We start from the raw sequence: 25469 nt of genomic DNA, 5'->3' as shown, positions 1-25469 counted from the left end.
AAAAATCTCATCACCGGCTCTTTTCTTCCTTTACCTGTCTTTCCTTAAAGCCTCCATCGAACTTTCCATCTTCCAGCCTGTCGTAAAAACAGTCCTCTTCAATCGTTCCAAAATCCTCATACATCTGGTGAAGGAAGTCATTCTGCAGCTTCTTCGGTACATCATCATCCTTTGACATATCCTGATAAAAATAGAACTTCTGCTTTAGCTTTGCCCTGTAATCATAAATATCCTCTATCTTTTCCGGTGTGCCATACTCCCTCTTGTATGCCTTGAAATTCGTGGTTGAGAGTGTGGAACCAAGATAAATGCCATGCTCCCACGATACCCCGATTGTGGTATTGTCCTTTGTAGGCTTCTCATCCTTCGGATAACGCTTATACTCTGTCGCACCAAGGGCGATTGTAAGGGAACCTGACTTCATATCCATCACCACAAGATTCCTTGGTGATAATGCTTCAAGCACCATGTAATCATGGTCATTGAAGTTATGAAATGTCTGTCCCCTTTCAAATGATCTGTCCACACTTTCATAATGCAGGTTAAAATCATCCACCCAGCCCTTATCAGTCATTCCAATCTCCTTAAGCTTTGCAACACATTCAGAAGAACTGGCTTCTTTATCAAACCGAAATTCTTTGGAATCGTTATAAAGTCCCTGAAGAAAGTGCCCCAGCTGAATATCATCCAGACAGAATCTCGCAGATACAGTTACATTTGCTGCCCTGTAATACTCTGCGAAGTTATCTGCTTCACCAAGTGTTCTTCCAAGCTGCAACAAATTGTCTGCAAGCTCTGACATGTCATCAACTGCTATAAAACTCTTATAATCATCCAGAGTCATCAGCATATTTGTCTCTGTTCCCCTGTCGTTTTCTGTTACCAGTATCATATCTTTTAAATCCATTCTTACCTCCAGTCTCAGAGAGGGACTATGACCTCTCTGCAAATTTCCTGTTATGGTCTTCCTATCACAACAATCTTTCCTGTGCTTGCCACATCCCGGTAAACCACACCAAGACTTTCATTAAGTGCCTCTACCACTTTGCCATTTCCGACATATACTGCCACATGGCTGATGTTCTTATATCTTCCATTGCTTGTAAAACTGTAGAAGATAAGGTCTCCCGGCTGTAACTCATCAAAGGAGACTGTCTTTCCGGCTTCATCCAGTCCCTGTGCCTCCGCTGCCGCTGTGGTTGCACCGCCGTAACTAATATCCACACCTGCATCTTTCCATGAATAATAGGCTAAGGAGCTGCAGTCATAATAGTTACCGCTGTCTCTTAAATCCTGACTATAAGGAAAGCCAACTCTGTGAAGTGCATAGGAGCAGACTGTTTTCTGCCTGCTGTCTGTAATTTCGTTTAGGATGGCATTGATTTCATCCTCAGTCATGGAGCTTACTCCCGGACTTCCGCCTCCGCCGCCACTTCCGCTTCCGGCATATCCAAGCTGTCCCATAAACTCCGGACTCATGATCTGCTCAAGCATTTCCACATGATCAGAGTTAAACCCATAGACTGAAATCATATCCCTGTACGATTTCAGCGTTACATTCACATACAGAACAGACTTCGTGACAGTAGTTACATTGCCGTCTGCATCTGTTTCTTCCACATCCTTTGTTCCTGTGCTTGTGGTGTATGAACACATATCATTTACAACTGCCTGCAGCCAGCCTTTTGAAGTCTCATTCATGACTGTTGCAGTATCTCCGACACCATGCTTGACCATATAGACTGCCATGATGTCATAGTAATTGCTTGGGTTTTCTTCCATACCTTCATAATCCACATATACAAGCTCTCCAAGGTCATATCCGGTATGCTCATTCACTTTCGTGTTCACATCCCGGTTAAACTCCTGCACATAAGCACTCGTTACTGTCTGCACGGTATCTCCTGATTCAAGTGGTGGTAGGAATAAAGCAAATGGAGAATTGTAAAGGATTGCTATCACCGCTATAACCGGAACCGCAATCATGGCAACTACAAGAACAAGTAATAAAAGCACCAATCCGATAATCGGTGCAGCTGCCTTTACCCAGGTAATCGCTTTTCGCACAATCAGATCCTTTACCAGTTTTGCCACGCTGTCTGTCTGATTCTCCTGTGCTTTCATCTTATCCAGAAAGAATTTTATCTTCCTGCTCCGGTTGGTCATCTTTTCATCCTTGACCTCTATGGACACACCTGCAGCATATCCGGCTGCCATGCCGATTGCAGTACCAACTCCCGGTGCAACCGCTGTTCCTGCCGCTGTAGCAGCTGCCTTTGTAGCAGTTTTTGTTGCAACCTTGGCAGTAGTCTTTGCTGTTTCTTTTGCCGTCTCTTTAGCTACCGTCTTGGCAGTATCTTTGGCAGCTTTCTTTGCTGTCCTTTTTGCCAGCTTCTTTCCTGCCTCTACCTTCTTGATACGCTTTCTTGCCTCGGCTGCCGCCTTTTTCCTGAAAAGTGCTGCACCCTTGGAAGCAGTTCCGGTAACAGGTCGGCTTGATTCATATGCAAGATATGCTGCCTGCGATACCTCATGCCCGCCTTCCACCTGTTCTGTTACTGCCCCAGCTGCAAGTGCTCCTGTTCTTCCTGCAATGTGAAGATTGGTGTTCTTGGTCTTGATGGAAGTTCCTGACTCTCTGATGTTACGCTTAAACCTAGAAAGACCTTTATCCTTAGCCTCCGATTGATGAATGGTACTCTTTCTATAAGTACGCTTTCCACCAGCACTTTTCTGAAGCATTAATTTTGCAGATGCTTTTTTATCCATTTCATTGGCTTTAGCATCATGCACTTTCGGACCTCTCTCTACTGTATAGATGTTGCTGCCTTTAATCTTGGCACCCTTTGGCTCGTGGGCATGAATCTTGGCTTTCTCCTTGGTGTGAATGACCATTGGTTTGTCATCCACTTTCTTTATCTTCATTGTTCTCACCTTCTTTCTACATCCATTACCCAAAAATGAGTAAAAAAATAGCCATCTGGATGATTAGTCCAAATGGCTTATGTAAAAATCTATTTGATTCTATTGTAAAGAACTGTCTCTATTCTGGTTGATAAATCAATCTTTTTCTTATAAAGAAGTGTCCACGATGCTTGATTTTTTGAATAATCCATCTTTTCCTCTGGAAAAAATGAACGACAGAAATAATTATCTCCTTCATCATTAGATAAAAACAAAAATAGATTCCTGCTCTCCACGTTGTTTTCCATAAGATAATCAGCCTCAATCATTGAATACATATTTGCTTTCTTATTATACTTAAACACAGTATCATTACTATCAATCATTTGTTCAAGCAATGGCAGGAAATGAACTCTTTGCTCTATCTTATTATAAAAATCTGATGACTCTATTTTTTCAATTGTAATTGTTCCATCTGCTATCTCATCAAATACTCTCCCTCTGTCTCGGCTCAATTCAGGTCTGTCTACCAGATATTGTAATCCCATAAGATGAAAACAATCTTTTTTATCAAATGAAATTCTTAATGTAACTGAAACACCTTTTCTCCCTAGTACAAGCTCATATTCGGTTGATAATAGCGGAATAAATGCATTTATGCAATCTAAAACATTCCTCATTACAGTTCTCCACTACATCCTTAGATTAAGAAAGGCTCTGCATAAGCAGAGCCCTTCTAACATTTTCTTTCGAGGATTAACCTCTAGCCAGATTGTGGTAAATGTCAAACCCTTATAAAGCTCATAAGGCACTGCTCTCTGGCACAACACCTTACTTTGCCGCTTGGCAGACACTCAAGTTGCCTGTCTTTAATATTATATTACCTGTCATATGAAAATATGTCAATCCAAAATTCATGACTTCATAAAGAATTAACATTTTTCATTTGCATGCTTTTTCATCTCAATTATCTCGTGAATGTTGGTATTGTACAGCCTGTACAAATCTGTATCCTTACTAATCTGATTATCAAATGGAATCACCACAGAGCCACACTTGATAAGTCCCATTCCCGATGCAGTATTGGTTACGAATCGTAGCTGTGCCTCTGATACCCCGATAACTTCCGCCATCTTGGAACTGTCTGTATTCGCCTGTTTCAAGAGCGCCACAAACTCAGAGTTTGCAAGCATTGTGGTTGCTGTGTAATTCTGCAACAGATCGACTACATTTTGTGTGATACCGGTACAAAGACCTCCCTGTTTTCTCACTTTCTTCCAGAGCTGCTGCAGATATTTTGCAGAATACTCGGAATTAAGTAAGACATGGAACTCATCAATATAGAGCCATGTTGCCTTGCCTCTCTTACCATTCTCAACAATCCTGTTCTGAATGGACTCCATCATGACAAGCATTGTGATAGGACTAAGCTCTGTACCTAAGTCCCTGATGCCATATACTGTGAATCTGTTATCCACATCCACATTTGTCTGATGGTTGAAGATGTTAAGTGAACCATTTACAAAAAGCTCCAATGACAATGCAATGTCCTTTGCCTCGTCCTCCGGCTGTGCCATAAGGATATCGTAAAAGTCACTCATTACAGGGATATACTTCTCTTTGCTCCTTGCAATGTCGATATACAGCTTTCTCACACAGCGGTCAATGATTGACTTCTGTCTTGAATTTAAACTGTCTCCGATACACTGCTCACAAAGTCCAAGCATAAACTCGCCTTTTTCTCTTACCATTCCCTTTGAATCATTCGGGTCAAGGCTCCACACATCCATCTCCAGCGGATTCACATAGTTATCCGTGTAAGTAGACATATTTACTACAGTTCCGCCATAAGTCTCAGCAATATCAAAGTATTCGTTCATTGGATCTATGACGATTATCTCATCATCACCCGACAAGAATACGCTGCCCATCTCCATCTTGCAGAAGAAGGATTTACCGGAACCCGGCACACCAAATACAAAGCCATTTCCATTAATGAGCTTCTTTCTGTTGCCGATATTCACATTCTTGCTGATCTGGTTGATGCCATAATAGTTTCCTGTGCTGTCATTTAATTCCTGCACATTAAATGGCATAAGCACCGCAAGTGACTGGGTAAGAAGTGTACGCATTGTCTCCACCTGTCTTACACCAATCGGAAGTGCTGTGTTGAGTGCTTCCCTCTGCTTTAAGTAGTGTGTATCAATCGTGCAACTGTTACGCTTTCCGATAGTCTCCACAGTCTCACATACACTCTCAAGCTCCTTCTTGCTTTCTGCCATAAGAATAATGGTTACTCCCACAAAGAAAAGGCACTGGTCATTCTCACGGACATCATCCATGATTTCCTCAATCTCCTTTTTCTCCGTTCTCTTGGCATATGAGATTTCCGTAGAAAAATCGTTATTCTTATTACGGACTCTCTGCTGCTTAATGATATCCGACTCAATACCAAGGTATTTCTTCTGAAGCACCTTTGTGGTCAGATCCTTTGGTACGGGCACCACATCAATGCTCGTGATGGAATGAACCGGAAGGGAAGTAATCTCATTGATGAATCTGTCTGACAAACTGCTCGGATACTTTTTGATAAAAAGTGCCTTGCAGAATTTACTCTCATCCTCAAAATGGTCCGGGAAATATTTCACCATTCCATTACATAGATCATTTCTAAAATCTGGCCCGACCTTCTTAGCCTTTTTGATATCAAAATCAAAACTGCCCTCATCTCCAAGATGATAATAGTCATAGAGCACTTTCAGTCTCTCATTTCCATTAAGTGGTACAATGTCTGCACCAAGCTCAATGAAAGCCTTGTGTATCGTTGCCTCAAGGGTTGCAAACTGTGCCTTTGCCTCCTCAAAGTTCTTTCTCTCAATCGTGATCGTCAGGTATCTCTCCTGCTCAATCCCCTGTCTGCCCTCAATAATCTTCTCCTCAATGATGTCATTATAGATTCTTCTGTAATTATTGAAGCCATCATTTTTCTCAGCAATCAGAACCTTATCACGGAGGTCATCCATATTTTTGTTCTTATTGTTGATCGTAATCTTATAATTACAGTCCAGCGAATTTAAGAACTTGCAGTATCTTTCAAATATGCCAATCTGCTCATCCTCCGTTGCTGTCGTGTAATTGATGTCCTGAAAGCGGTAGCATTTGGAATACTTATTTTTGCTTACTTCAAAAATGCCGTTTTCAGCTACCGCCATAATCTCTATGGTTTCCTGAATGGATTTAGGTGTCTTATACAAAGGCTCACTCGCCTTCTTTAATAACTTAAATCCGTCTGTAAATAAACCCATGTCTCTAACCTCGCTTTCTTATAATGAAAGCCCGCCGGGAACTTCACCCTGCGGGCTGTGTTCCCGACCTTTCGGTCAGATACTTTTTATCTAATGCATCGCCTTATATGCTGCTGCCGCCACAATGACTGCAACAAGACCAAGCAGCATATTTCTTGTCTTTTTCTTCATCGCTTCAAACTCCTCCTGCTTCTTTACAGCCGAATCAGCTGTTACCGTCTCCGGTTCAGCCTTTCTGCCTTTCTTCTTTACCTGTTCATTCTGTTCTGCTTCTAACTGCTTTATTGCAGGCTCTCCCTCAGTTGACACATAAGTAAGTGCCCTGTTTCCAAACATAAAATGCAGTTTCTTTCCCATATACTCGTAGAAATTCATCCCGTTAAAGGAATAGAAACCACCAAGTGCAATCGGTGCCACACAGGGAATTGCCACATAAGCAGAACCCGTAAGACCGATATACTTGTAAAGAAGAAGGACGATACCGCCACCAACCACTACGCTTGCAATGGAAAATATAAGCTGCCTTGCAGTAAGTCCCATTGCAACCGATTCCTGATAGCGGTCAATATCCTTGTTTACTTCGATTACCATTGTCCCTGCCTCCTATCTTGATAAATCCTTTGTCTCCGGCTTTCTTGTCATTCCGATATTTGCCTCATACTTATCCATTCCATCCGGACACAGTTCTCTAAGCTTATCTACATTGAACAGATAAAGCGGATATTCGCAGAAACCGCTCCTTTGCGTGAATCCTGTAAACTCTCCAAGGTCGTTATCTGTAATAAACTTTTCAATATCCGGCATGTCATTCACATTCAGATATCCGCAGTAATTTGGTGCTGCAACCGACAAATTCACAGTCACATCCCCAAAAGGCTCCTCATATCCATCTTCATTACACATAAGACCAATAAACATTGCCCTGTTATTCATATACTGCTGGATATCAAATGTCACCTGCGTTTCTCCGGTTATACTTGAATTATAAGTAACCTGTTTCTTTTCATTATCCATTTCTGCCTCCTTCTATAATCCAAATGCCTTGCTTGTAAGTGTCTGTGCACCCTTCACGCTTCCGACAGTCATTGCAATCGTAAATGTCATTTCACACAGACATATAAGCGTCTGTGCCCAGTCAGCATAACTTCCTGTAAATGCCGGAAGTCCTGCATTGATAAATGCATTACATACCACAATCGCAAGTGCCATCGTTACTGCCTCAAATACACACGAAAGAAAATATTTGCAGTAGGTAGCCATTGTATGACTGACCATTCTGTTTCCTGCCATTGTGGAGCATGCAATCGCACCGAGCGGCACAATAATCAGGATTTTTAAGAACCTGAAATACACTGTGTAGATGATAAAGAATCCACAGATAATAATGATGATTGCAAGCAAAGCTGTGAGTATCAGCATTACCAGACTCTCACCAAATCCGAGTCCCTTAATGATGTCTGCCTGTGTCCTGTCAATGGCAAGCTGCGTCGTTGTCCCGGCAGATATAAGTCCCACCAGATTTCCTATGGAAGTAAAAAACGCTTTCATAATCGTGACATTATTTGCAACAAACCATTCTGCAAGTCCCAGTCGGATAAGCATACGCAGGATTGATTCAAACCTCATCTCATCTTTTACATCTATGCTTTCCGAGCAGAAACCGATAACAAAGAACAGCACAACGAGGGATGAACCGACCGCTACAAAGACCGGCTCAATACCCTCAATGACTGCCCAGGGACCTCCGCCCTTGAAACTGACCGGTGACTGTCCAAGCATTGCAAAGACCAGGGATATCTGATTGTTCCAAAACCCAAACACTGCCTCAAGAAGTGCAAGGATCTTGTCTCCAAGCTTAAAAATATCCATACTTGTTGTTCACCTCTTTCCTTTTACTAAAAGGGAAATTGCATTTCCCCAATCTTAGAAGCCTAAGAATGTCAGAACTGTTGAAATACCAGCCATCATGACACCTGCTACAATTCCTTTCAGAGCGGAGTTCATGGTAGATGAATCCTGCTGCTGGTAGGCTTGTGCGAACTCCATAACATTCTTTGCAAGAATAATGACACCAACAGCACCAATGACTGCAATGATAAGTGTCTTTAAGTTCTCAAGCGGCTGTGTTACTGCGGAAGTACCTGTACCTGCTGCAAAACAAGTAGTGCTCATAAGCATTACTCCCATAAGTGCCCCGGATAATGCCGGAACGAATCTCTTTTTAAAGTGAATGAATCTGTTCTTCATGCCTTTCTCCTCCATCTGTTTGTTATTTGTCGTAATAATCTGTTCTTTTCTCATGTCGTTTATCTCCTTTTCGATAAAAAAATAAGCCAGCAGGGATATAATCCCTAACTGGCTGTTAAAAGTTACTCTATATGATCAGGCAATGCCTGTTGTAATGATTAAATCGGGCTTTCCCCGATGTGTTTAGCTGTAACCACCTCCTTTCAAGGTGCAAAAAAAGCACCTTAACCATATTGGCTAAAGTGCTTGTATATTAATTATCTTTTCTCTCTTTTGTTCTATTCCATTCAATTTTAAGATATATCCTCATTGCATTAGTTAACATATCCACATCACTAAATAATTTATTATTCTGTTCAGCAACACACTGACATTTTGCAAGATTGCCATTTATAAAAGAGCTACACTCATTTTCTTGTTGTTGATTTGAATAATGCTCATTATATATATTGCAATTCTCATATTCACTTCCCGATTTACGGCATGACTTACATAGTGAATCCAAATCATTACATGTTTTCATTGTCTTGATATTGATAAAATAACTACAACATCCTATATATATATCTTCTATCAACTTGACTATATGCTGATTTTTAGAAATATTATCACCCTTATTTAATAAATCAACTTTATCATTTTCCACTTTATCTGGTCCAAAATAAAGAATTAATAAATTACTCTTTTCCCTTACAGACATTAAATTCATTTTTACCAAATCAACATCATTTTCGTCAGAATAAATATAATTATTTATTGCTGTGAGTAAATCAGCAGTCGCCCTTCTTACATTTTGTATCCACTCAACTCTTGCTGACCATACAATATTTGCATCTATTTGACTTTCATTTCTTTTATTTTCTTCATCCTGCTCAAACACAGCTATTTCTCTATTTGTTCTATTAGTCACTTCATTGCTTTGTGCTGCTGCTTTATTTGACTTGTTTGCAGCACACCATGCAAATACTGACGATCCTAATGATACGGCTGCTGCAATTGCTGCCGCAATTATTGTTGCATTTCCAACATCCATTGATTTAAATCTCCTTTTTATCGTATAGGCACATTATACCATATTCCTGTACCTATACAATAACACTTACTACTTCTTTCTGTATGAACTCATCTTCTCCACTGTAACATCCGGATAGAAGTAAGTAAGAATCGTTGCTTTCGGAACTCCTACAGCAAGTGCTTTCCTAAGCTCTTCCTTCTGCTCCGGTGTATACGACCAGTGCAGCATTCGATTTGTGATGGTATCCTCCCACTTAGGCTTTTCCCTCTCTGGATTCCTTACTGGCTTAGCACCAGCACTTCCACTAGAAGCGTTAGCACTTTCTGCAGCATCAGACTTCTGTGATTCATCAACATACTCAAGCTCATTTGCCTGCTCCCTGTCAATCTTTGCCTTCTGCTCTGCTTCATCCTGCATGGAGAATCTTCTGCTTAATTCCGCATCACCAAGCATCATAAACTGCTCATAGGTAAGAGAATCTATATACACATTCTCGCCCTTGTCCTTCAGCTTTTCATAATACTTAACTGCCTTATCTGTCAGAATCTCAAATGGCGGACCGATAAGATTATCTGCTCCCCTTATCTGATGGACATAAGGCTCTCCCTTGCCATCTGCTGTCTGGTTAAACATCGGATGATTGAATGGTATGAACTTATTATCCATGATAGGATCAAAACCACGGATAAAGATAATGCACTTTTTGTTATCCAGCTTTCTGACCTCATCGGGTGTAAACAGTTCTCTTCCTAATACATCATAGTTCCTTGAAGAGCTTCCCTGTCTGCCCTTTGTCTCTCCGCTTGATTTCTTATCAATCGTACCTTTTCCAAGCAGCTCCGACACATACTTGTGCGTGCTCTGCTCGTTGCCACCAAGATAGATGAACGTATCGCAGTTGCCGGGAATTGTCTCCCAGGTATCTTTGAAAAGTGCCTTTAACTGGGCAAAGTTCTGAATAATGATAATACTTGAAATCTCACGGCTTCGCATAGTACTTAACAGCGAACAGAAGTCATCCGGCAATGCGACATTCGCAAATTCATCTAACATGAATGTCACATGGATTGGTAGTCTGCCTCCGCAGTTAAAATCTGCCTGATAGTACAGTTCCTGAAATATCTGCGTATAAAGCATACCGATAATAAAGTTATAGGATTTGTCACTATCCGGGATTACACAAAACAGTGCTGTCTTTGTCTCGCCATCACCATTGACTCCAATACCTATATCGGAAAGATTCAGCTCATCTTTTGAGAGTAATCGCAAGACCTGCTTATTCTCAAGAAATGCAAGTCTTGAGTTGGCACTGATGATAATGGAACGGACTGTGTCTCCTGCACCTCTCATACATTTGTTGTACTGCTTTACCGCCGGATGATTGGCTCCAAGCGGAGAACTCTCCTCTAAAAACTTCATACGCACATCCAGCTTCGATGCTTTTCCCTTCTCTGTAACCTCTGCCTCTCCAAGAAGCTTCAGTACTGTCTCGAAGTTTCTCTTTGCCGGCTGTACCTCCAGCCACACATAATAAAAGATAGCCTGTAAGAACAATCCTTCCGCCTTTTCCCAGAACGGATCACTTGGTGTTGCTCCCTTTGGTGTCGTATTGCTGATAAGGTTTGTAATCAGCTTGACCACATCTGTTTCCTCTCTGATATAGGAAAACGGATTGTAACAGTCTGATTTATCCATCTCTAACAGATTTATGACTTTCACATTGTATCCGTTATTCTTTAGCATCTGCCCACAGCTTCTAAGGATTTCTCCCTTTGGATCGGTACAGATAAAGGAACAGTTATGCGGCATCTGCATAAGATTCGGCTTTACTTCATAAAATGTCTTTCCTGCTCCGGAACCACCACAGATAAGGATATTTCCATTGAGCTTGAGCCTTCTGAAATCCAGCGACATCTTCACATTCTGGCTGAGTATCCGGTTGAAATTCTCATCCTTATCTGCAAGTATCTTGTTGACCTGCTTGGGATTTTCAAATCTTGCCGTACCAAATTCCTTACCGGGCATATAGTTTCTCTGACTGGTGTAATACATGACAATAGCCATCGCATAGATACCTAATGCAATGGCTACTGCGTTTACTGTATTTGAATTGTAATAATTGGCAAAAGGAACTGCACACACTTCATTGAACCTGTTCATAAAGTCATTAAAGGCAATCCCTTCTGTCCATGCACCATTTATCAGATAACCAAGATACCCGGATAACACTGCACCCACTAAAATAAATATCAGTGACGGTTTTTTCTTCGTTGTCTGCATAGGCTCCTACCTCTCTTTTCTGGTAGTAACCGTTTTCTTCTTTGTTGTCTTTTTCTGCTCTTTCTGAACCTTTTCATATCGCTCCCTGACAGATGATTCTACCTTATCATAATGCGTATAAAGTTCGTCTCCCTTTTTCGTAGTTACCACACGGTTCTGCTCATCATAGAGTTTGTAATCTTTTCTGGTATCAAGGAATGTGAGCATTGTCTTTCCATTATGGATATCCATAACGTTATCCTTATGCAGCCACACATATCTGACATCTTTTCCCCATGTTCCCGGAACTCTGGTCTTTACTGCATGGTCGTTTTCTTCTGCAATAAGTTTCTTACTGATCGTAACATCTGACAGGTTCGTATTTTTTGAGGCAGATATTGCCCTCATTCTGTCCGCAAGGCTCTGATACCCTCTGATCCTGTTAGTGAAAGCCTCCTTATCCATCATTACCTTGTGTGTACCATCCTCACTCCTGCCGCCAAGCACCCCGATTGTCTCAAGCTGTTTTATTACATTTTCTGCCTGCTCCCCATTGATGCTGAAATTCTCCTTGACCTGATCCACACTGATAGCTTTCTTTTCCATTGCGAACATTCCGACCTTCTCAATCAGTCCGTCAATGGCTGAATTAACCTTATCCCCTTCTATCGTGTGGCTTTTCTCGTTTCCCTGCTGTTTCTTCAAAAAATCCATCAGCTTTCCGAGGGACTTTTCATCTCCATTCTTCAGATAATCGTCAAATGTGGCAATCTTACCAAACTTGAGCTTCTGTATCATCATATTCACACGGGGAACTGCCTCTGTATGAAAGATTACCTCACTCAGTCCGTCTTTCCTGTTGCAGTCCGGAAGTACCGAATACAGTATTCCATACTTCTTTGCCATCTTTTCGACCTTTTTCATATCTTCGGTATTAAACTGCAACACCTGTAAATCGCCACCCTTTAGGAGCAGCTTTCTCATGCATGTCTTGCCAAGTGACTTCTCATAATCAAGCATCCCTTTTAAGAAATCTATTGCCTTCTGCATGGCAGCAATGCCGCCGCTTCCTACCTTCATGGCAATCTCAATGCCATCATAAGCTACACGGATGATCTGCACCGCTTCCTGAATCTCTTCTGCCATTATCGCACCTCCACTTTCTCTCTGACTGTTGTTTTAAGCGTTTCTGTCTCTGTAGTACGGATTTCCTCGGCTGATACATCAATACCATAAGCAGTCAAAATATCTGCCAGATGATTGATTGCTTTCTCCTCCTCGATACGGTACATTTCAAGTGCCACAAGCAGGTTTTCCACCTGTTCCACCCATGCAGGCTTCATATCATATTTAGACCTGTATGTGACCATATTCTCGTCCGACTCAGCCTTATCCGCTGAATGTGCCAAAGCTTCAATAAGAGAAATCGTGTCTTCCTTGCTGCCGCTTCTGAATGCGAACTGGACAACAAAGTTTTTCTCTTCCTCTGTAAACTGATGCTCCACACCATTCATCTCTGTTACTGCTTCATTTACTACTGCTAAATTCATAAGTTCCTCCTAATCTGCCATGCTGTTTTCAAGCACAGCAATCTCAATGATCTCCTTCATCTTTTCCGCTGAAATGTTGTTGTTTATAAGCTCTACAAGCTGTGACTCAGTAAGTCCCTTTTCTATTGCACTCTTAATCTGCACAAGCTGCGCCGGAACAAGGTCTCCCGATACAACCAGCTTTACAATATCTGCCCTTGACTTTTTCTTAAATGACAGTCTTGCAAAAAGGCTTGCCACTCCGCTGTTGCTGCTCTTTCTCACATTTCTCTCAATCGGAAGTCTCTGCACCACATTTCCAGTACCATCAACTACCGGAATCTGATAATAGACCGGAATCCCGTTTGCCAAAGCCTGCATATTCTGTGGAACTGCAACTGTATCTACCATCTTTTTATCTGCCTTTGATACGGACTGGCTTTCCTGCGGCTCTGCCTTACTTTCTGCTTCTTTTTTATTCTCTGTAGCAACACTTATGATCTTATCTTCCAATGACTCTATTCTGTCTCCCATACGCTTCATCTCCTTATCCTTTTTCTCAATATCATCCCTGAGCCTTGCAATCGTACTGCTTGCCTTATTCAGTTCATTCTGCTGACTGTTGATAAGAACATCCTTATCCTGGTTCTCCTTGACCAGACGCTCCCTGACTTCCTCATCATCTTTGGAAGTCTCTATTTCAGAAAGCTTCTTATTCAGGGCATCATACCTTTCATTCTGATGATTGATCTTTGCAACCACTTCATCCATCTGAGAAATGAGTGCTTTCACATACTCAGACTCTTCCGGAATCTGTTTCTTGACTTTATTCAGCTGTTCCAGAACTTCCTCATATAATCGTCGCATGGTAATAGGTTTTTCCCCTTTGTCCATAACCTCCTTAATTGTCTGAACAGGTACACCCTTTTCATAAAATTCAAGGGACACCTGCATCTGATGAACCGAATACTTGGTATTCTTGATAATATCAATCACATCTTTTGGAACATCCTTGTGCAGACATTCCGATAAAATCTTCATCTGTTCAATGTCGTATGACTTATTGAGATAAAGGCTGATCTCCTCCTCTTTCAGTCCATATTCATAATCACTTTTTACAAGAGCAATCGTATCTTCACTAAAATGCTTATTTCGGAGAAGCTGCAATTTTTTCTCGATTGCTATCGCACTAAGCGGTTCTCTGTTTTCTTCCATATATGCCTCCTAACTACTAAAAAAACAGCCTAACGTTCTGGCTGCTCTTTCCTGTCTCGTATTGTCTCTTTGTTGTACTGTGCATCTTTTCCATCTGATACGCTGTCTGGAATAAGACTCTTCCATATAGATTTACCAATATTCAACTCTTTGAATACTGCCCTTTCTTTTGCACATGCTTTGGAATACTCCTCTTTATAATGTTTACGCAGTGCTTCCACCTCTTCAAGGCTATATCCCTGTGATAAAAGCTTCTGTTTCAAAGTTTCCCATTGCAGATGCTCATCCATAAAAAATTCATCTCCCTGGAGGAAAGACTTCTCAGCAGGTTCTAACTCTTTCATATCATCTGCTATATCAAAAAGTTCTCGACTTCTCTCCCTAGCCTTATAAATGCGGCTTTTCTCTGCTGAGACTTCTTTTCTTTTATCTGTCAATGAGCTGATTACACTGACAAGCTCCTCCGCTGAATGAATGTCATGATTGACAAGGAACAAATACTCCTCCTGCAGTTTATGCATCTTACGGATATCTTCCTTATACTTCCATACCTGACTGTATGGCTTCTTTTTCAGCTTTCCTATCCGGTATAGCTTTGCATAGTATCTCTTTTGAAGTCCCGACATCTTTGCCCTTCGGTATCTTCTCACCTTACACTTACAAAGGACCGGTTGTACCTCTTTCTGCTGTTCCCTGTAAAATGAAATATCCTCTTTTTCTATTCTTTCTCGGATTGCCTCATCAGAATACATGTCACCTAATGTCTTACATCTGCGAAATCTCGTCATTCCTTGTGGCTTTACCGCCAGATACTTTCCCTGCTTGACCTCATATCCTTTGTCAGATAACAGCTCCAGAAACTGCTCATAATTTCCTGCCTGCAGTATGCAGGAATCCAGGTCTCTCTTGATCATATCTGCCCATACAAAACTGCCTTCACGATATTCGCTCCAGTCCTTATAGCTTTCATGCTCTTTTTCCTTACTTCCATCATCAACATCAATGATTGAAAGACCATATTCCTGACACAGCTTATTCGTGATTGGCTGGATATACTTTGCCCAGTCTCCTTTTTCATAGCGGTACTTTTTCCCATCCATAAAACTCACACTGTTAAATACAATGTGTGAATGAACATGTGCTGTATTATCATGCACCACATATACTGCCTCATATGATTTTCCAAGATACTCTTCTACGAATCTGCGGGTTATCTCAAATGCCGTATCAGGATTCACTTCATCTTCCTTAAATGAGAGAATGATATGATATCCCTGCCTTTTATCAACTTTTCCAAACTTCCGTTTGGTCGCTTTCATCTGTTCAAATGCAGAATCGACCTGACAGTTGATTGCACCTACGAGCCTTCCATCCTGTGTTTTCTCCGGATTCATCACATAATCAAGAGATCTCTTCAGATGTTTTCCATGAAAATGCCCACCACAATCCTTCATATTAAGGATTTTACTGATTGCCAATCTTTACCACCGCCTCATCTACCTTCTGATTCAGTTTTCGCATATAAGCTATCAGCTGTGTCTTATCTTCCTTGGAATACAGCCCGGCATTATTGTTAAATACTATCTGGTTGATATTTATTCCAATTCTGTTGACTTCATTAATGAGTTCCTTCAGAATCTTCCTTACTTCCGGATAATCATTTGGTTTCTGACTGATAAGAAGACGGATATACTCAGCCTCATTCATTCCATTATCACATGCCTTTTTTGCTAGCATCTTGGCTTCCTCTGGCATTAGTCTTAGTGTTTTCCTAATACAATGAACTTTATCTGCCATAGACTCACCTTCCTCTCTTACCCGTACTATAATCCTTAATTCCTTCTGCAACTGTCACCGCAGCTTTTTCCAAATCATCCCTGCTACTTAGATGGCTAATGAATGATTCCACCAAAGCAGCCGCCATTTCATCAATCTTCTTTGCATAACAGGTCTTTTCAAACAACCTGTCCAGCCTCTTTTCATCTGCTTTCAAACTGTCATACTTATCCTGAAACTCACTGTAATCTTTAAAATCCTTTGGATCATTCCTGTGTGCATCAGCATCAAGTATCAGTTCATAGTTCCATTCACAAACAGTATCTATAACATCATCTATCGGGTATGGTTCAATTTCACCATTCTCCTCAGCTACATCCTGTCTGTACATCTTCCCATCAGAATCTATGCCAATAGCATAATCATGACCTTCCATATAGTTAAGCAATATTGCAGCATCTTCTATCGAAGGGTTAAGTAAGATATCAAATGTGTCTGCCCAGGCAATCAGTTCTTCTGGTTTTGAAAATAGCGTAACTTCTGCATCCATTGCTTCCTTGCACCTCCTTATCCGTGTTTAGTAAATATTCACCAAAGCTCCAGTCTCCAGTTAGTCCCCGGCGACTGCTAGATACGCATTAGAGACATCTCTGTCCTAATGCCATCTAGTTAGGGAGAAAATCTCCCTAAAACCCTCTGTTTATGAAAGTGGGGGCGCTTTTTGCCCCCACTTTGCTATTTTGGGGGCGCTTTCTGCCCCCATTTTGTTATTTTGGGGGCGCTTTCTGCCCCCACTTTTATTTTTACTTCAGTCCGGATTTTGTCGTGTCCAAATTGCGGGGGCACTTTTTGCCCCCACTTTGACATTTTTGGGGCGCTTTCTGCCCCCACTTTGCTGTTTTGGGGGCGCTTTCTGCCCCCACACATCAAAATCCGGTTTCTCATGCCCTGACTGGTTCATCTGCTCGCTTATTCATCCTGTTCAGATTAAGCTTTGCCGCTACAAGCCACTCGTTGTAATCCTTATATCCGGCAGGTGGCGGACAGTCTTCTACCTCATATCCAAGCTCATAATACTTTCTCATAAGTTCAGCTGCTGCTTTTCTCCCCGGCTCATCTCCATCAAGGCAGAACCGGATGGAAGTAATCTGCGGATGTTCCCGAAGAAATGTCTCAAGTGGTGCATCTGCAAGCATACCAAGTGCCAGCTTATTTGATTCATAATCCGCGAAGATATCGACATAACTCATAAGGTCGATTGCTGCCTCAAATACTACAAGCTCTGTACTGTTAACATTTACCACATTAAATCCATAGTTCTTATCATTTCCTGTGACATCACACTTGAATGGCTTGCCCTGCTTATCAAACACTCCCCGCATACTTGCAAATCTTGTCACTCCATTTTTATCATTTCCTTTGAAAACAACATTGTGGTAATGCCTGCTCTCATAAATCAGTCCATCTTTTAAAAACAGATCTATGACAGTCCTGCTGATTCCTCTCTCCTGATTCAGATATGAAATAAGATAGGAATTATCTCCTGCCAGTTCCGGTAGGACAAATGGCTTTCTCTCCTCTGCCTGCTTCTGCGATACCTGATGAACAAGAGGCTGCTTTACAGGCTTCTCAATTCTTCTGTATCCTGCGAAATCTAAAAGCCAGAACACAGCCTCTTTTACACTCATTCCACAAAATACCCGTAAGAAATCTATCTGTGAGCCGCCATTGTTGCCTTTGTCAAACTGCCTTGACCATCTGTACCAATGGCTTCTGTTATAGATACGGATGGAATCCATCTCCTTTAAAGTGTGGTATTTGCCAATCCTCTTTACTGTATACCCAAGGCTTTCAGCTACTGCACACAGGTCAACACTCTTTGCTATGGCAAGCTCTTCATCCGTAAATCTTCCATCCATGCTTTCACCTTGCCTTTCCCTGCTCTGCTACAAGCGGTGACTTGATATCAAGTGTCCGGTAATCTGTGCTTAGTGTAATCTTAGGATTATCAATCATGCCTTTTTCCCTGAAACTGAAAAATTCACGATTGTCTCCACCGACTATGATATGGTCAATGAGCGGTATTCCCATCAGTTCACACAGCTTGTTCATGCGGTCTGTCATCATCGTGTCTGCCTTGCTTGGGAATACATTCCCGGATGGATGACAATGGATTAACATCATGCTTGCCGCATTGCTTAGGATACTTGATTTAAACAGCTCTCTCGGATGTGCCATTGCCTCATTTAAAGAACCAACACTTGCAAAATGCACATTGATAGGTTTTAAATCTGACCTTAGATTGACCACACACACTACTTCCCTGTCAAACTGGCACATACAGTCTCCCATGACAGCAGCTATATCCGCCGGATTGTTAAAGGTGTGCTCCGAATAAATCGGAGCATCCTTTACAAGTCTTACCGAAACCACATCAAGCTTGAAGTCATTCTTCTTTGGCATCAGACACCGCCTCCTCTCCAGACTCGACACGGATAACAAAGTCACCTTTCTGGCTGTTTATGAGAGCAATGAGTTCTTCCATTGTAAGTTCCTGCTCCATAACTGCCTCCTATCTGGACTTTTCCTTCGCATCATATACAAGGGGAGGTTCTGCAACGATACCATCAAGTCTCTTGTTCGGTGTATCAGTTGCAAGGGTGAGTTTTCTTAAATCCTTATCATAGTGATATACCTGATTGGAAAGTCTCTCGTCCAAAGACACCTCCTGCATATTTACCTCGACTACCATCTGTGCAAGCATCTCAGGGCTTCCCATATCTGAAGATACTGCAATAACCTCATGCACGCTCGAAGGGAGAATATAAAGGTCACTCTCTAAACTCTCTGCCAGCTCATGAAGCTCATTCTCATAAAGCATGGATGCTGCACCATTGATACCCTTTTCATTGGAAATCACCCACATCGTCTGCTCCGGTGGAATCTCAGCTATCATCATCTCTGCGATCTCCTGTGGCATCCCATCCCTTGCGAACATTTCTTTCATAATGTCATTCATGCTACGAACGACAGGTGGGAAGAGTCTTCTTGTGTTTTCCGCTGCACACTTAAAGAGCTGTTCCTCGCTCATTCCAAGTCTTTTTGCAAATTCATTTGTAATTTTTGAACTCTGCACCGCATCCTTATCTGCACTGATTATTACCTTATACACAATAGAAAGATCCTGGAACTCCCTGTGCGGCACCTGTTCCAAAAATGTCTTATTCTGCTCTGTATTGATGAGCTGGAATACAATCTTCTCGTTAGCATCCTTCATAATGCTGTCCACATCAACAACCGGAACCTGCTCATATGCCCTTTCCATAAAGTCACATGCAGCCATAAGTGTTTCCTCAAGATCACCACAGTCCTGATACTTCTTATACATGTCATTGATATAAATCGTAGGCGAAATGTTCCTGCCTTCTTCTCTTAAGATGATGCCATCAAGAGTCACATTCACCTTTTCCACGGGTTCTACCACAAGCTCCATTCCTTTGAACTTCTCAGGCATATAATCCATAAACTTTTCTTTTACTACTTCCTTAAAAATCTCGTAATTCATCATATTACGGTTCCTCCTTAATCTAAAAAAGCAGGGAACATAAGTCACTGGCTTACATTCCCCGCAAGGTTAATTGTTACTGTTTATTCTTTTTCTTTCTTCCACGAAGTCCTACTCCGACACCAGTAATAAGTGCAAGTGCACCGATTCCAAGATAAAGAAGCGGATTTGCATTGTCGCCTGTCTGTGGAAGCTTAGGCTCTGTCGGTACATTGACAAGCTTAAGTGTTGTTACAACAACTTCCGGTGCATTGTCATCATATCGAAGAGTTACATCGTGAGCTGTTTCATCAAGGATATATCCGTCAGCTGCTTTTGTCTCAACTACTGTATAATGGATATCTTCCTTAAATGAACCATCCTCATTGTAAGTACAGATAGGAAGCTCCTTGCTCTCTGCATGACCATTCTTGTCAGTAGTGAGTGTATCAAGCACCTTTCCGTCCTTATCCCTTACTTCAAATACAACACCCTCGATCGGCTTTCCGGTTACTTTGTCAGTTTTCTCGATGACAATCTTACCGACTGCCTGCTCATCCTTCATGGATACCTTCTGGATTTCTGCTGTCTCCTTTACTTCAAAGGTTACATCACTTGCCACCTTATATCCATATGGTGCAGCTTCCTCTCTGAGTGTGTACTTTCCAACAGGAAGTCTCTCAATCATATGAGTCTTTCCTGCCTCTGATGTCCAGCTCTCAACAAGCTTTCCATCAGAATCAATAACTGAAAGCTTTGCTCCAGGTAATTCTTTCTCGCCTGTGATATCAGTCTTTGAAATTTCTACCTTGATCGGCGCATTTTCAAATGATGCCTCAAACTCGATAACCTTTACCTTATCTCCCTGATATGAAGCATCCACATCAAAAATCTTATCAGACTTCACATAGCCCTTTGGTGCCTCAATCTCTTTGACATAATACTGTCCAAGCGGAAGGTCAGAGGTAAATGTTACTTTGCCATCCTTTCCAGTAACACCTCTCTCAATCTGTGTATCTGCTTTGACAATGACTTTTCCATCTTTATTTACGATATCCTCTTTCGCAAATAAGCCGAATACTGCACCTTCAAGAGCATTCTTCGTCTCTGAATCAGTCTTTGTGACAGTAATCTGCACCTTCTGTCTCTCATTGGTTACATCCATTCCCGCAAATACAACCTTTGTATTCTGGTCGATATAAGAAAGGTCTGCATCAATCGGTGTATCATCAAGTACAAATCCATCTAATGTCTTTGTCTCTACAAGATAATACTTGCCAAGAGGAAGGTCATCAATTCTGGCAATGCCCTTATCGTTTGTTACGATAGTTGCTACCTTTTCCCCAGCTTTATGGTAAATGCTTCCAAGTCCGTCTGCACTCACGATATCCTCTTTTGCATATACATCAAAGGTTACTCCTGCAAGACTGTCCTTGAAGTAATTGAAAATGAAATCATACCAGTGTCCCTTCATAAGAGTGGTATCTGTTACAAACTCGCCATCCTTGTTGATCACGATAGAACCAGTCGGAACCTCATCCTTCATTTCTACATGCTGCACATCTCCTGTATCCTCTACAGTAAACTGAATATCGGTTGCTTTCAGATATCCGTATGGAGCAAACTCCTCACAAAGTGTGTAAGTCTCTCCTACGACAAGTTTCTTGATCACATGTGCTTCCTTGGCATCAGATGTCCAAGTGTCTACCACATTTCCATCCTTATCAAGTACAGTAAGTGTTGCACCTGTAAGCTCTGCACCACTTGTGATATCTGTCTTTGTAAACTCAAAGGTTGTAGGAGTGTTTTTATACTCGCTGTTATATACAGCAGTCTTAACATCCTGTCCCTGATATTTTGTATCAAAGTTTACTGCTTCCTCATTTGTCACATATCCGGCTGGCTTTACAAGCTCCCTTGCAACATATTTTGCAAATGGATAATCCTTAACAAAAGCAATCTTTCCATTCTCATCAGATGTTGCCTTCTCAAGAAGTATGCCTTTCTCGATAATAACTCTGCCATCAACATTCCTTATATCCTCATCTGCATAAAGACCAAATACTGCACCTGCAATCGGTGTGTTATCTTCTGCATCAAGCTTAGTCACTGACATATCAAGCTTCTGTCTGTCATCTGAGAAAGTAAGGCTTTCCTTGATAACAGGTGTCTTATCATCCACATATGTGAATGTCACTTTCTGCTCATTCGGATTTAATACATATCCGTATGGAGCTTCCACTTCCACAACTCTGTACTGTCCAAGAGGAAGATTCTTAGCTGTTGCCTTTCCATCCTTACCTGTTGTAAGAGTTGTCACAAGGTCTCCCTTGCTGTAATACTTAATGCGGTTTCCGTCTGCATCCTTCTGGTTGTCTGCTGTGTAAATATCCTCGGCAGCATAAACTTTGAATTTTGCTCCGGCAAGTGAGCCTTCCTTATAAACAAACTCTTTCTCATATGAGCTTGCAAGAAGTCCACCCTTGAATCCGTCAAGTACCTCTCCCTTCTTTTCTACAGTCAGCTCTCCGACTGCAGGGGCATCGGAATATTCCACTGTGATGATGGCATCATTTGTATCACCATCTGTCTCAAATGCTGTATCAGTATCAACAGAAATGTTGACATACTTATCATTTACAACATATCCAAATGGTGCAGACACTTCCTCAATGCGGTAGTTACCGATTTTAAGTGCTTCCGGTAAGATTAAATCTCCGTCCTCATCAGTAAAGAATGAAGTATGCTCTACCTTTGACGGATAGGTTGTGTACTGCTTTACATATTCGTTCTTATCAATATTAAAGATCTTAAACTCTGCGTTTGGTACAAGTACTGTCTGCTTTGTATCGAAATCCTTCTTGATTACACGAAGCTTTGCTGTAAACTCTCTGTCCAAGAAAACTCTCCATGTCTGAGGCTCTGTTGGATGATTCTCCTTTATCTTTACCTCAAATGGCTTGATTGTCTTCATGTTATGCGGAGTCTTTGATTCAACTACCACATAAGTTCCATAAGGAATTGCAATGGAAACTGCATGTCCCTTATCATCGGATGTGATTGTTGTTGCTCCGTTTTCCCCGATTACTACCGGAGTTGCCTTGTCAAAGTCATAACTTCCATCTGCCTTTACAGATAAAGATGATTTCAAATACGCTGTAAACTCTGCACCTGCAAGCAGTCCTGCTTCAGTATCATCGCCATTGTCAGATACCTTGATAAGCTGGAATGGCTGCTTGATGACCTGCTCTGCTGAGGTTGTGCTTCTTGATACCTCTGCTACAAGGTCTCCCTCATAGTCGCATACTACATCGTGCTCCTCTTCGTCTAAGAGATACCCCTCTGATGGAGTGATTTCTTTCACATAATAGTTTCCAAGGTAAAGGTTATTGACCTCTGCCTCGCCATTCTTATCTGTTGTAAGTGTTGCTACAAGGTCTCCTGCCTTGAATACGACTCCTGTTGCTCCGTCCGGATGCACGATATCATTTCTCGCATAAAGACCATAAACTGCACCTTCAAGGCTTGCATCTCCCTGGGCTACTGCCTTGCCTGATTCCTTGTCTACCTTGTAGATATGAATCTTTGCTGTGGTTCTGTCATTTACAAATGTGTGACTGAATGATGCCTTTGCCTGTGTTTCAGGTAATACATTGAAATTGAAGCTGTAAACATCTTTACTGTTTCTGATATACGCATATGGTGCCTGTGTCTCTTGGATATAATATCCGTTAGAGATTGGCAGATCCACGCTGTAGCTTGCCTTTCCGTCCTCACCTGTAGTTACTGTCTCAAGAGCTGTACCCTTTGTGACAATAACCTGTCCGGCATAGTTTTTGATGTCATTTCCGGCATAAAGTGTGTACTTGCCACCATCAAGAGGGTTCTCTGTGTCAGAGTCCTTCTTTACGACAGATACATCCGCTTTCTGTCTTGTATTCTCAATCGTAGTTGATTCATACTGTACTGTCACAGTCTGATCCTTATACTCAACTGCTACTGTCTGAGGTGTGGTATTGATTGTATACCCGTCAATGCTCTTAATCTCAGTTACCACATAAGTTCCAAGATGAAGGTCAGATAATACCACCTGTCCGTCAGTTCCTGTTGTAAGGCTTTCTGCCACAACATCGCCAGCACTATACACCTTTGTACCATCTGCCTTATAGATATCTGCTCCGGCAGTTACCTTAAAGGTTGCTCCGGAAAGCTTCTTTTTCTCATAAGTGAAATTGCTTCCATTCCATGAGCTAAGCACCTCACCCTCTTTATAGATTGTGATTGCTCCAAGCTGCTCTTTATCTGTTGCAGAGATTCCCGTTGTCTGTCCTGCTTTTACAGTAAGTGTATGAACCTTACCGGAAAGGACATATCCCTTTGGTGCGGTAATCTCTTTTACATAATAAGTGCCTGCAACAAGTGCAGCTGACTTTGCATATCCGTTTCCATCTGTTGTCATGGTCTGAACTCTGTTTGTACATCCGCTGTCAGAATAGATTCCATAGACTGCACCGGAAAGCTTCGCTCCGCTTGATTCATCTGTCTTTGTAAGCTCACCATATCCGATGTTCTCTGTCTTGACCTTGATATAGGCTTTGATAGGATCTGCTGTCGGTCTTTCAGAAATAAACTCCTGATATCCGCTCTTTCCTGTAAGCCAGAATACACAGCTTGATGTTGTCTCAACCTTGCCAGCATTGGATGTGAATGTTCCAGTTGTAGCTGTGGTATTCACGCTCGTTGAAGAGATTGTAATACTGTTGCCATTCTTATCAACAGAATATCCACTGATGCCAAAATCAAAGTCTGATAAGACACCATTGCTGTCAGATAATGTTGTTTCAAATCTCTGACTTCCCTCATTCCACTTCAACTCATAAGTTGGTGCCTCACTGGTTCTGCGTGATGCAAAACTTGGAAGCGTTGCATTGTAGGAGCTGCTGATATTGTCCCTGAGTCTCTCATAATAGCTGTATGAAGAATCAGGACTTGGTGCTGTGTTACAGAGCTTTCTTGCTGCCGAATCACCACTTCCGGTTCCAAAGATATCTGCTACAATAACCCATACCATTGCCTGAGTTGCGATATACTCATCGCACTGACTGTTGCTTGGTGCCGCCTTTTGTGTACTGTTAAATCCATAATAAAGGCAGTAACTTAAAAGCTTTCTCTGCTGTGCTGACATTGATGTGCTCGCATCATCGTAGCTGTTCATAAGCTGACCGCCATCTGCTCTTAATCCGAAATTCATACAATATGCAGAATTTCCGTCAAGAATTGAATACAGAATCTTGCCATGATTATATCCGGGCTTCAGCTCACTTACTTCTCCAGAATTTTTGACTGACGCATTCCAGAACGCAATATTTGCCTGCGGACTGGCTGCAAATGCTGTTGTTCCATTCGTAAAGAGTGTTCCAACCAGTGTGAGCATAGCCATAAATCCTGCCATAAAACGCTTTAGTTTCTGTTTCATGTGCTCTTTCCTCCTTAAATCTCAATTAGTTCAGAGCCTATTCGCAAAATTGCCTACTGCAATTTTTGCTCATGTGGCGTATCCGCCAAATAAAATTTCAAAATCAGTCTTAGAAATGCAAGCATTTCACAACCGATTTATGAAATTTTGCTTGGCTCTGAACGGGTACAAAAAAAGAAAGACATAAGTTTATGGCTTA

At 41.6% G+C, this 25469-nt stretch carries 20 protein-coding genes; all 20 read right to left on the bottom strand.

The window, feature by feature from the left end:
- Positions 1–10: 10 nt before the first annotated feature.
- On the bottom strand, positions 11–907 hold the full coding sequence (locus tag WMO43_RS06610; RefSeq protein WP_195287315.1) for a hypothetical protein: 897 nt from the start codon (positions 905–907) through the stop codon (positions 11–13).
- Between the two features lie 50 nt (positions 908–957).
- Positions 958–2895, bottom strand: a complete 1938-nt coding sequence (locus WMO43_RS06605) for an NlpC/P60 family protein (protein ID WP_195287359.1) — start codon at positions 2893–2895, stop codon at positions 958–960.
- Positions 2896–3014: 119 nt separating this feature from the next.
- Positions 3015–3584, bottom strand: a complete 570-nt coding sequence (locus WMO43_RS06600; RefSeq protein ID WP_006859616.1) for a PBECR4 domain-containing protein — start codon at positions 3582–3584, stop codon at positions 3015–3017.
- A gap of 252 nt (positions 3585–3836) precedes the next feature.
- Positions 3837–6209, bottom strand: coding sequence for a VirB4-like conjugal transfer ATPase, CD1110 family (locus WMO43_RS06595; protein ID WP_349172325.1), 2373 nt, complete (start codon positions 6207–6209; stop codon positions 3837–3839).
- A 90-nt stretch (positions 6210–6299) separates the two neighbouring features.
- Positions 6300–6800 carry a PrgI family protein gene (locus WMO43_RS06590; protein WP_195287317.1) on the bottom strand — a complete coding sequence of 167 codons (501 nt, stop codon included), beginning with the start codon at positions 6798–6800 and terminating at the stop codon, positions 6300–6302.
- A gap of 12 nt (positions 6801–6812) precedes the next feature.
- Positions 6813–7223: a DUF4313 domain-containing protein gene (locus WMO43_RS06585; protein WP_006858871.1), complete on the bottom strand. Its 411-nt coding sequence runs from the start codon at positions 7221–7223 to the stop codon at positions 6813–6815.
- Positions 7224–7235: 12 nt separating this feature from the next.
- Positions 7236–8078 carry a hypothetical protein gene (locus WMO43_RS06580; RefSeq protein ID WP_006858870.1) on the bottom strand — a complete coding sequence of 281 codons (843 nt, stop codon included), beginning with the start codon at positions 8076–8078 and terminating at the stop codon, positions 7236–7238.
- A gap of 54 nt (positions 8079–8132) precedes the next feature.
- Positions 8133–8510 carry a hypothetical protein gene (locus tag WMO43_RS06575; RefSeq protein WP_006858869.1) on the bottom strand — a complete coding sequence of 126 codons (378 nt, stop codon included), beginning with the start codon at positions 8508–8510 and terminating at the stop codon, positions 8133–8135.
- A gap of 199 nt (positions 8511–8709) precedes the next feature.
- Positions 8710–9489, bottom strand: coding sequence for a hypothetical protein (locus WMO43_RS06570; protein ID WP_006858868.1), 780 nt, complete (start codon positions 9487–9489; stop codon positions 8710–8712).
- A gap of 69 nt (positions 9490–9558) precedes the next feature.
- Positions 9559–11751 (bottom strand): VirD4-like conjugal transfer protein, CD1115 family, encoded by a 2193-nt coding sequence (locus tag WMO43_RS06565; protein WP_195287318.1) that lies wholly within the window; start codon positions 11749–11751, stop codon positions 9559–9561.
- Between the two features lie 6 nt (positions 11752–11757).
- Positions 11758–12876 (bottom strand): PcfB family protein, encoded by a 1119-nt coding sequence (locus WMO43_RS06560; RefSeq protein ID WP_195287319.1) that lies wholly within the window; start codon positions 12874–12876, stop codon positions 11758–11760.
- Positions 12876–13280: a hypothetical protein gene (locus WMO43_RS06555; protein WP_195287320.1), complete on the bottom strand. Its 405-nt coding sequence runs from the start codon at positions 13278–13280 to the stop codon at positions 12876–12878. The genes WMO43_RS06560 and WMO43_RS06555 overlap by 1 nt, the downstream gene beginning before the upstream one ends.
- Before the next feature lie 9 nt (positions 13281–13289).
- Positions 13290–14474 carry a hypothetical protein gene (locus WMO43_RS06550; RefSeq protein WP_195287321.1) on the bottom strand — a complete coding sequence of 395 codons (1185 nt, stop codon included), beginning with the start codon at positions 14472–14474 and terminating at the stop codon, positions 13290–13292.
- Positions 14475–14503: 29 nt separating this feature from the next.
- The gene (locus WMO43_RS06545; protein ID WP_195287360.1) at positions 14504–15928 is read right to left on the bottom strand and encodes a relaxase/mobilization nuclease domain-containing protein; all 1425 of its coding nucleotides are present in this window, start codon (positions 15926–15928) and stop codon (positions 14504–14506) included.
- Between the two features lie 10 nt (positions 15929–15938).
- On the bottom strand, positions 15939–16271 hold the full coding sequence (locus WMO43_RS06540) for a plasmid mobilization protein (RefSeq protein WP_005340557.1): 333 nt from the start codon (positions 16269–16271) through the stop codon (positions 15939–15941).
- A gap of 4 nt (positions 16272–16275) precedes the next feature.
- Positions 16276–16800: a multidrug transporter gene (locus WMO43_RS06535; RefSeq protein ID WP_195287322.1), complete on the bottom strand. Its 525-nt coding sequence runs from the start codon at positions 16798–16800 to the stop codon at positions 16276–16278.
- 391 nt (positions 16801–17191) lie between these two features.
- Positions 17192–18169 carry a DUF3991 and TOPRIM domain-containing protein gene (locus tag WMO43_RS06530; protein WP_008117417.1) on the bottom strand — a complete coding sequence of 326 codons (978 nt, stop codon included), beginning with the start codon at positions 18167–18169 and terminating at the stop codon, positions 17192–17194.
- Between the two features lie 4 nt (positions 18170–18173).
- Positions 18174–18713, bottom strand: coding sequence for a JAB domain-containing protein (locus WMO43_RS06525; protein WP_004611525.1), 540 nt, complete (start codon positions 18711–18713; stop codon positions 18174–18176).
- 109 nt (positions 18714–18822) lie between these two features.
- The gene (locus tag WMO43_RS06520; RefSeq protein WP_195523148.1) at positions 18823–19818 is read right to left on the bottom strand and encodes a DUF5688 family protein; all 996 of its coding nucleotides are present in this window, start codon (positions 19816–19818) and stop codon (positions 18823–18825) included.
- A gap of 73 nt (positions 19819–19891) precedes the next feature.
- Complete coding sequence (locus WMO43_RS06515) at positions 19892–25270, bottom strand: SpaA isopeptide-forming pilin-related protein (protein ID WP_349172323.1); 5379 nt, start codon at positions 25268–25270, stop codon at positions 19892–19894.
- Positions 25271–25469: the final 199 nt, after the last annotated feature.

Source organism: Maccoyibacter intestinihominis, from assembly GCF_040096355.1.
Lineage (GTDB): Bacteria > Bacillota > Clostridia > Lachnospirales > Lachnospiraceae > Maccoyibacter > Maccoyibacter intestinihominis.
The sequence above is the reverse complement of the archived record's forward strand: the minus strand, read 5'-3'. Positions and strand labels throughout refer to the sequence as shown.

What these genes read in the sequence shown, in the direction of transcription:
- WMO43_RS06565 (WP_195287318.1), bottom strand. Translation starts at nt 11,751, where the DNA reads ATGCAGACAACGAAGAAAAAACCGTCACTGATATTTATTTTAGTGGGT.
- WMO43_RS06585 (WP_006858871.1), bottom strand. Translation starts at nt 7,223, where the DNA reads ATGGATAATGAAAAGAAACAGGTTACTTATAATTCAAGTATAACCGGA.
- WMO43_RS06580 (WP_006858870.1), bottom strand. Translation starts at nt 8,078, where the DNA reads ATGGATATTTTTAAGCTTGGAGACAAGATCCTTGCACTTCTTGAGGCA.
- WMO43_RS06610 (WP_195287315.1), bottom strand. Translation starts at nt 907, where the DNA reads ATGGATTTAAAAGATATGATACTGGTAACAGAAAACGACAGGGGAACA.
- WMO43_RS06575 (WP_006858869.1), bottom strand. Translation starts at nt 8,510, where the DNA reads ATGAGAAAAGAACAGATTATTACGACAAATAACAAACAGATGGAGGAG.
- WMO43_RS06600 (WP_006859616.1), bottom strand. Translation starts at nt 3,584, where the DNA reads ATGAGGAATGTTTTAGATTGCATAAATGCATTTATTCCGCTATTATCA.
- WMO43_RS06515 (WP_349172323.1), bottom strand. Translation starts at nt 25,270, where the DNA reads ATGAAACAGAAACTAAAGCGTTTTATGGCAGGATTTATGGCTATGCTC.
- WMO43_RS06595 (WP_349172325.1), bottom strand. Translation starts at nt 6,209, where the DNA reads ATGGGTTTATTTACAGACGGATTTAAGTTATTAAAGAAGGCGAGTGAG.
- WMO43_RS06590 (WP_195287317.1), bottom strand. Translation starts at nt 6,800, where the DNA reads ATGGTAATCGAAGTAAACAAGGATATTGACCGCTATCAGGAATCGGTT.
- WMO43_RS06555 (WP_195287320.1), bottom strand. Translation starts at nt 13,280, where the DNA reads ATGAATTTAGCAGTAGTAAATGAAGCAGTAACAGAGATGAATGGTGTG.
- WMO43_RS06605 (WP_195287359.1), bottom strand. Translation starts at nt 2,895, where the DNA reads ATGGTCATTCACACCAAGGAGAAAGCCAAGATTCATGCCCACGAGCCA.
- WMO43_RS06540 (WP_005340557.1), bottom strand. Translation starts at nt 16,271, where the DNA reads ATGGCAGATAAAGTTCATTGTATTAGGAAAACACTAAGACTAATGCCA.
- WMO43_RS06520 (WP_195523148.1), bottom strand. Translation starts at nt 19,818, where the DNA reads ATGATGAATTACGAGATTTTTAAGGAAGTAGTAAAAGAAAAGTTTATG.
- WMO43_RS06535 (WP_195287322.1), bottom strand. Translation starts at nt 16,800, where the DNA reads ATGGATGCAGAAGTTACGCTATTTTCAAAACCAGAAGAACTGATTGCC.
- WMO43_RS06525 (WP_004611525.1), bottom strand. Translation starts at nt 18,713, where the DNA reads ATGCCAAAGAAGAATGACTTCAAGCTTGATGTGGTTTCGGTAAGACTT.
- WMO43_RS06560 (WP_195287319.1), bottom strand. Translation starts at nt 12,876, where the DNA reads ATGGCAGAAGAGATTCAGGAAGCGGTGCAGATCATCCGTGTAGCTTAT.
- WMO43_RS06530 (WP_008117417.1), bottom strand. Translation starts at nt 18,169, where the DNA reads ATGGATGGAAGATTTACGGATGAAGAGCTTGCCATAGCAAAGAGTGTT.
- WMO43_RS06570 (WP_006858868.1), bottom strand. Translation starts at nt 9,489, where the DNA reads ATGGATGTTGGAAATGCAACAATAATTGCGGCAGCAATTGCAGCAGCC.
- WMO43_RS06545 (WP_195287360.1), bottom strand. Translation starts at nt 15,928, where the DNA reads ATGAAGGATTGTGGTGGGCATTTTCATGGAAAACATCTGAAGAGATCT.
- WMO43_RS06550 (WP_195287321.1), bottom strand. Translation starts at nt 14,474, where the DNA reads ATGGAAGAAAACAGAGAACCGCTTAGTGCGATAGCAATCGAGAAAAAA.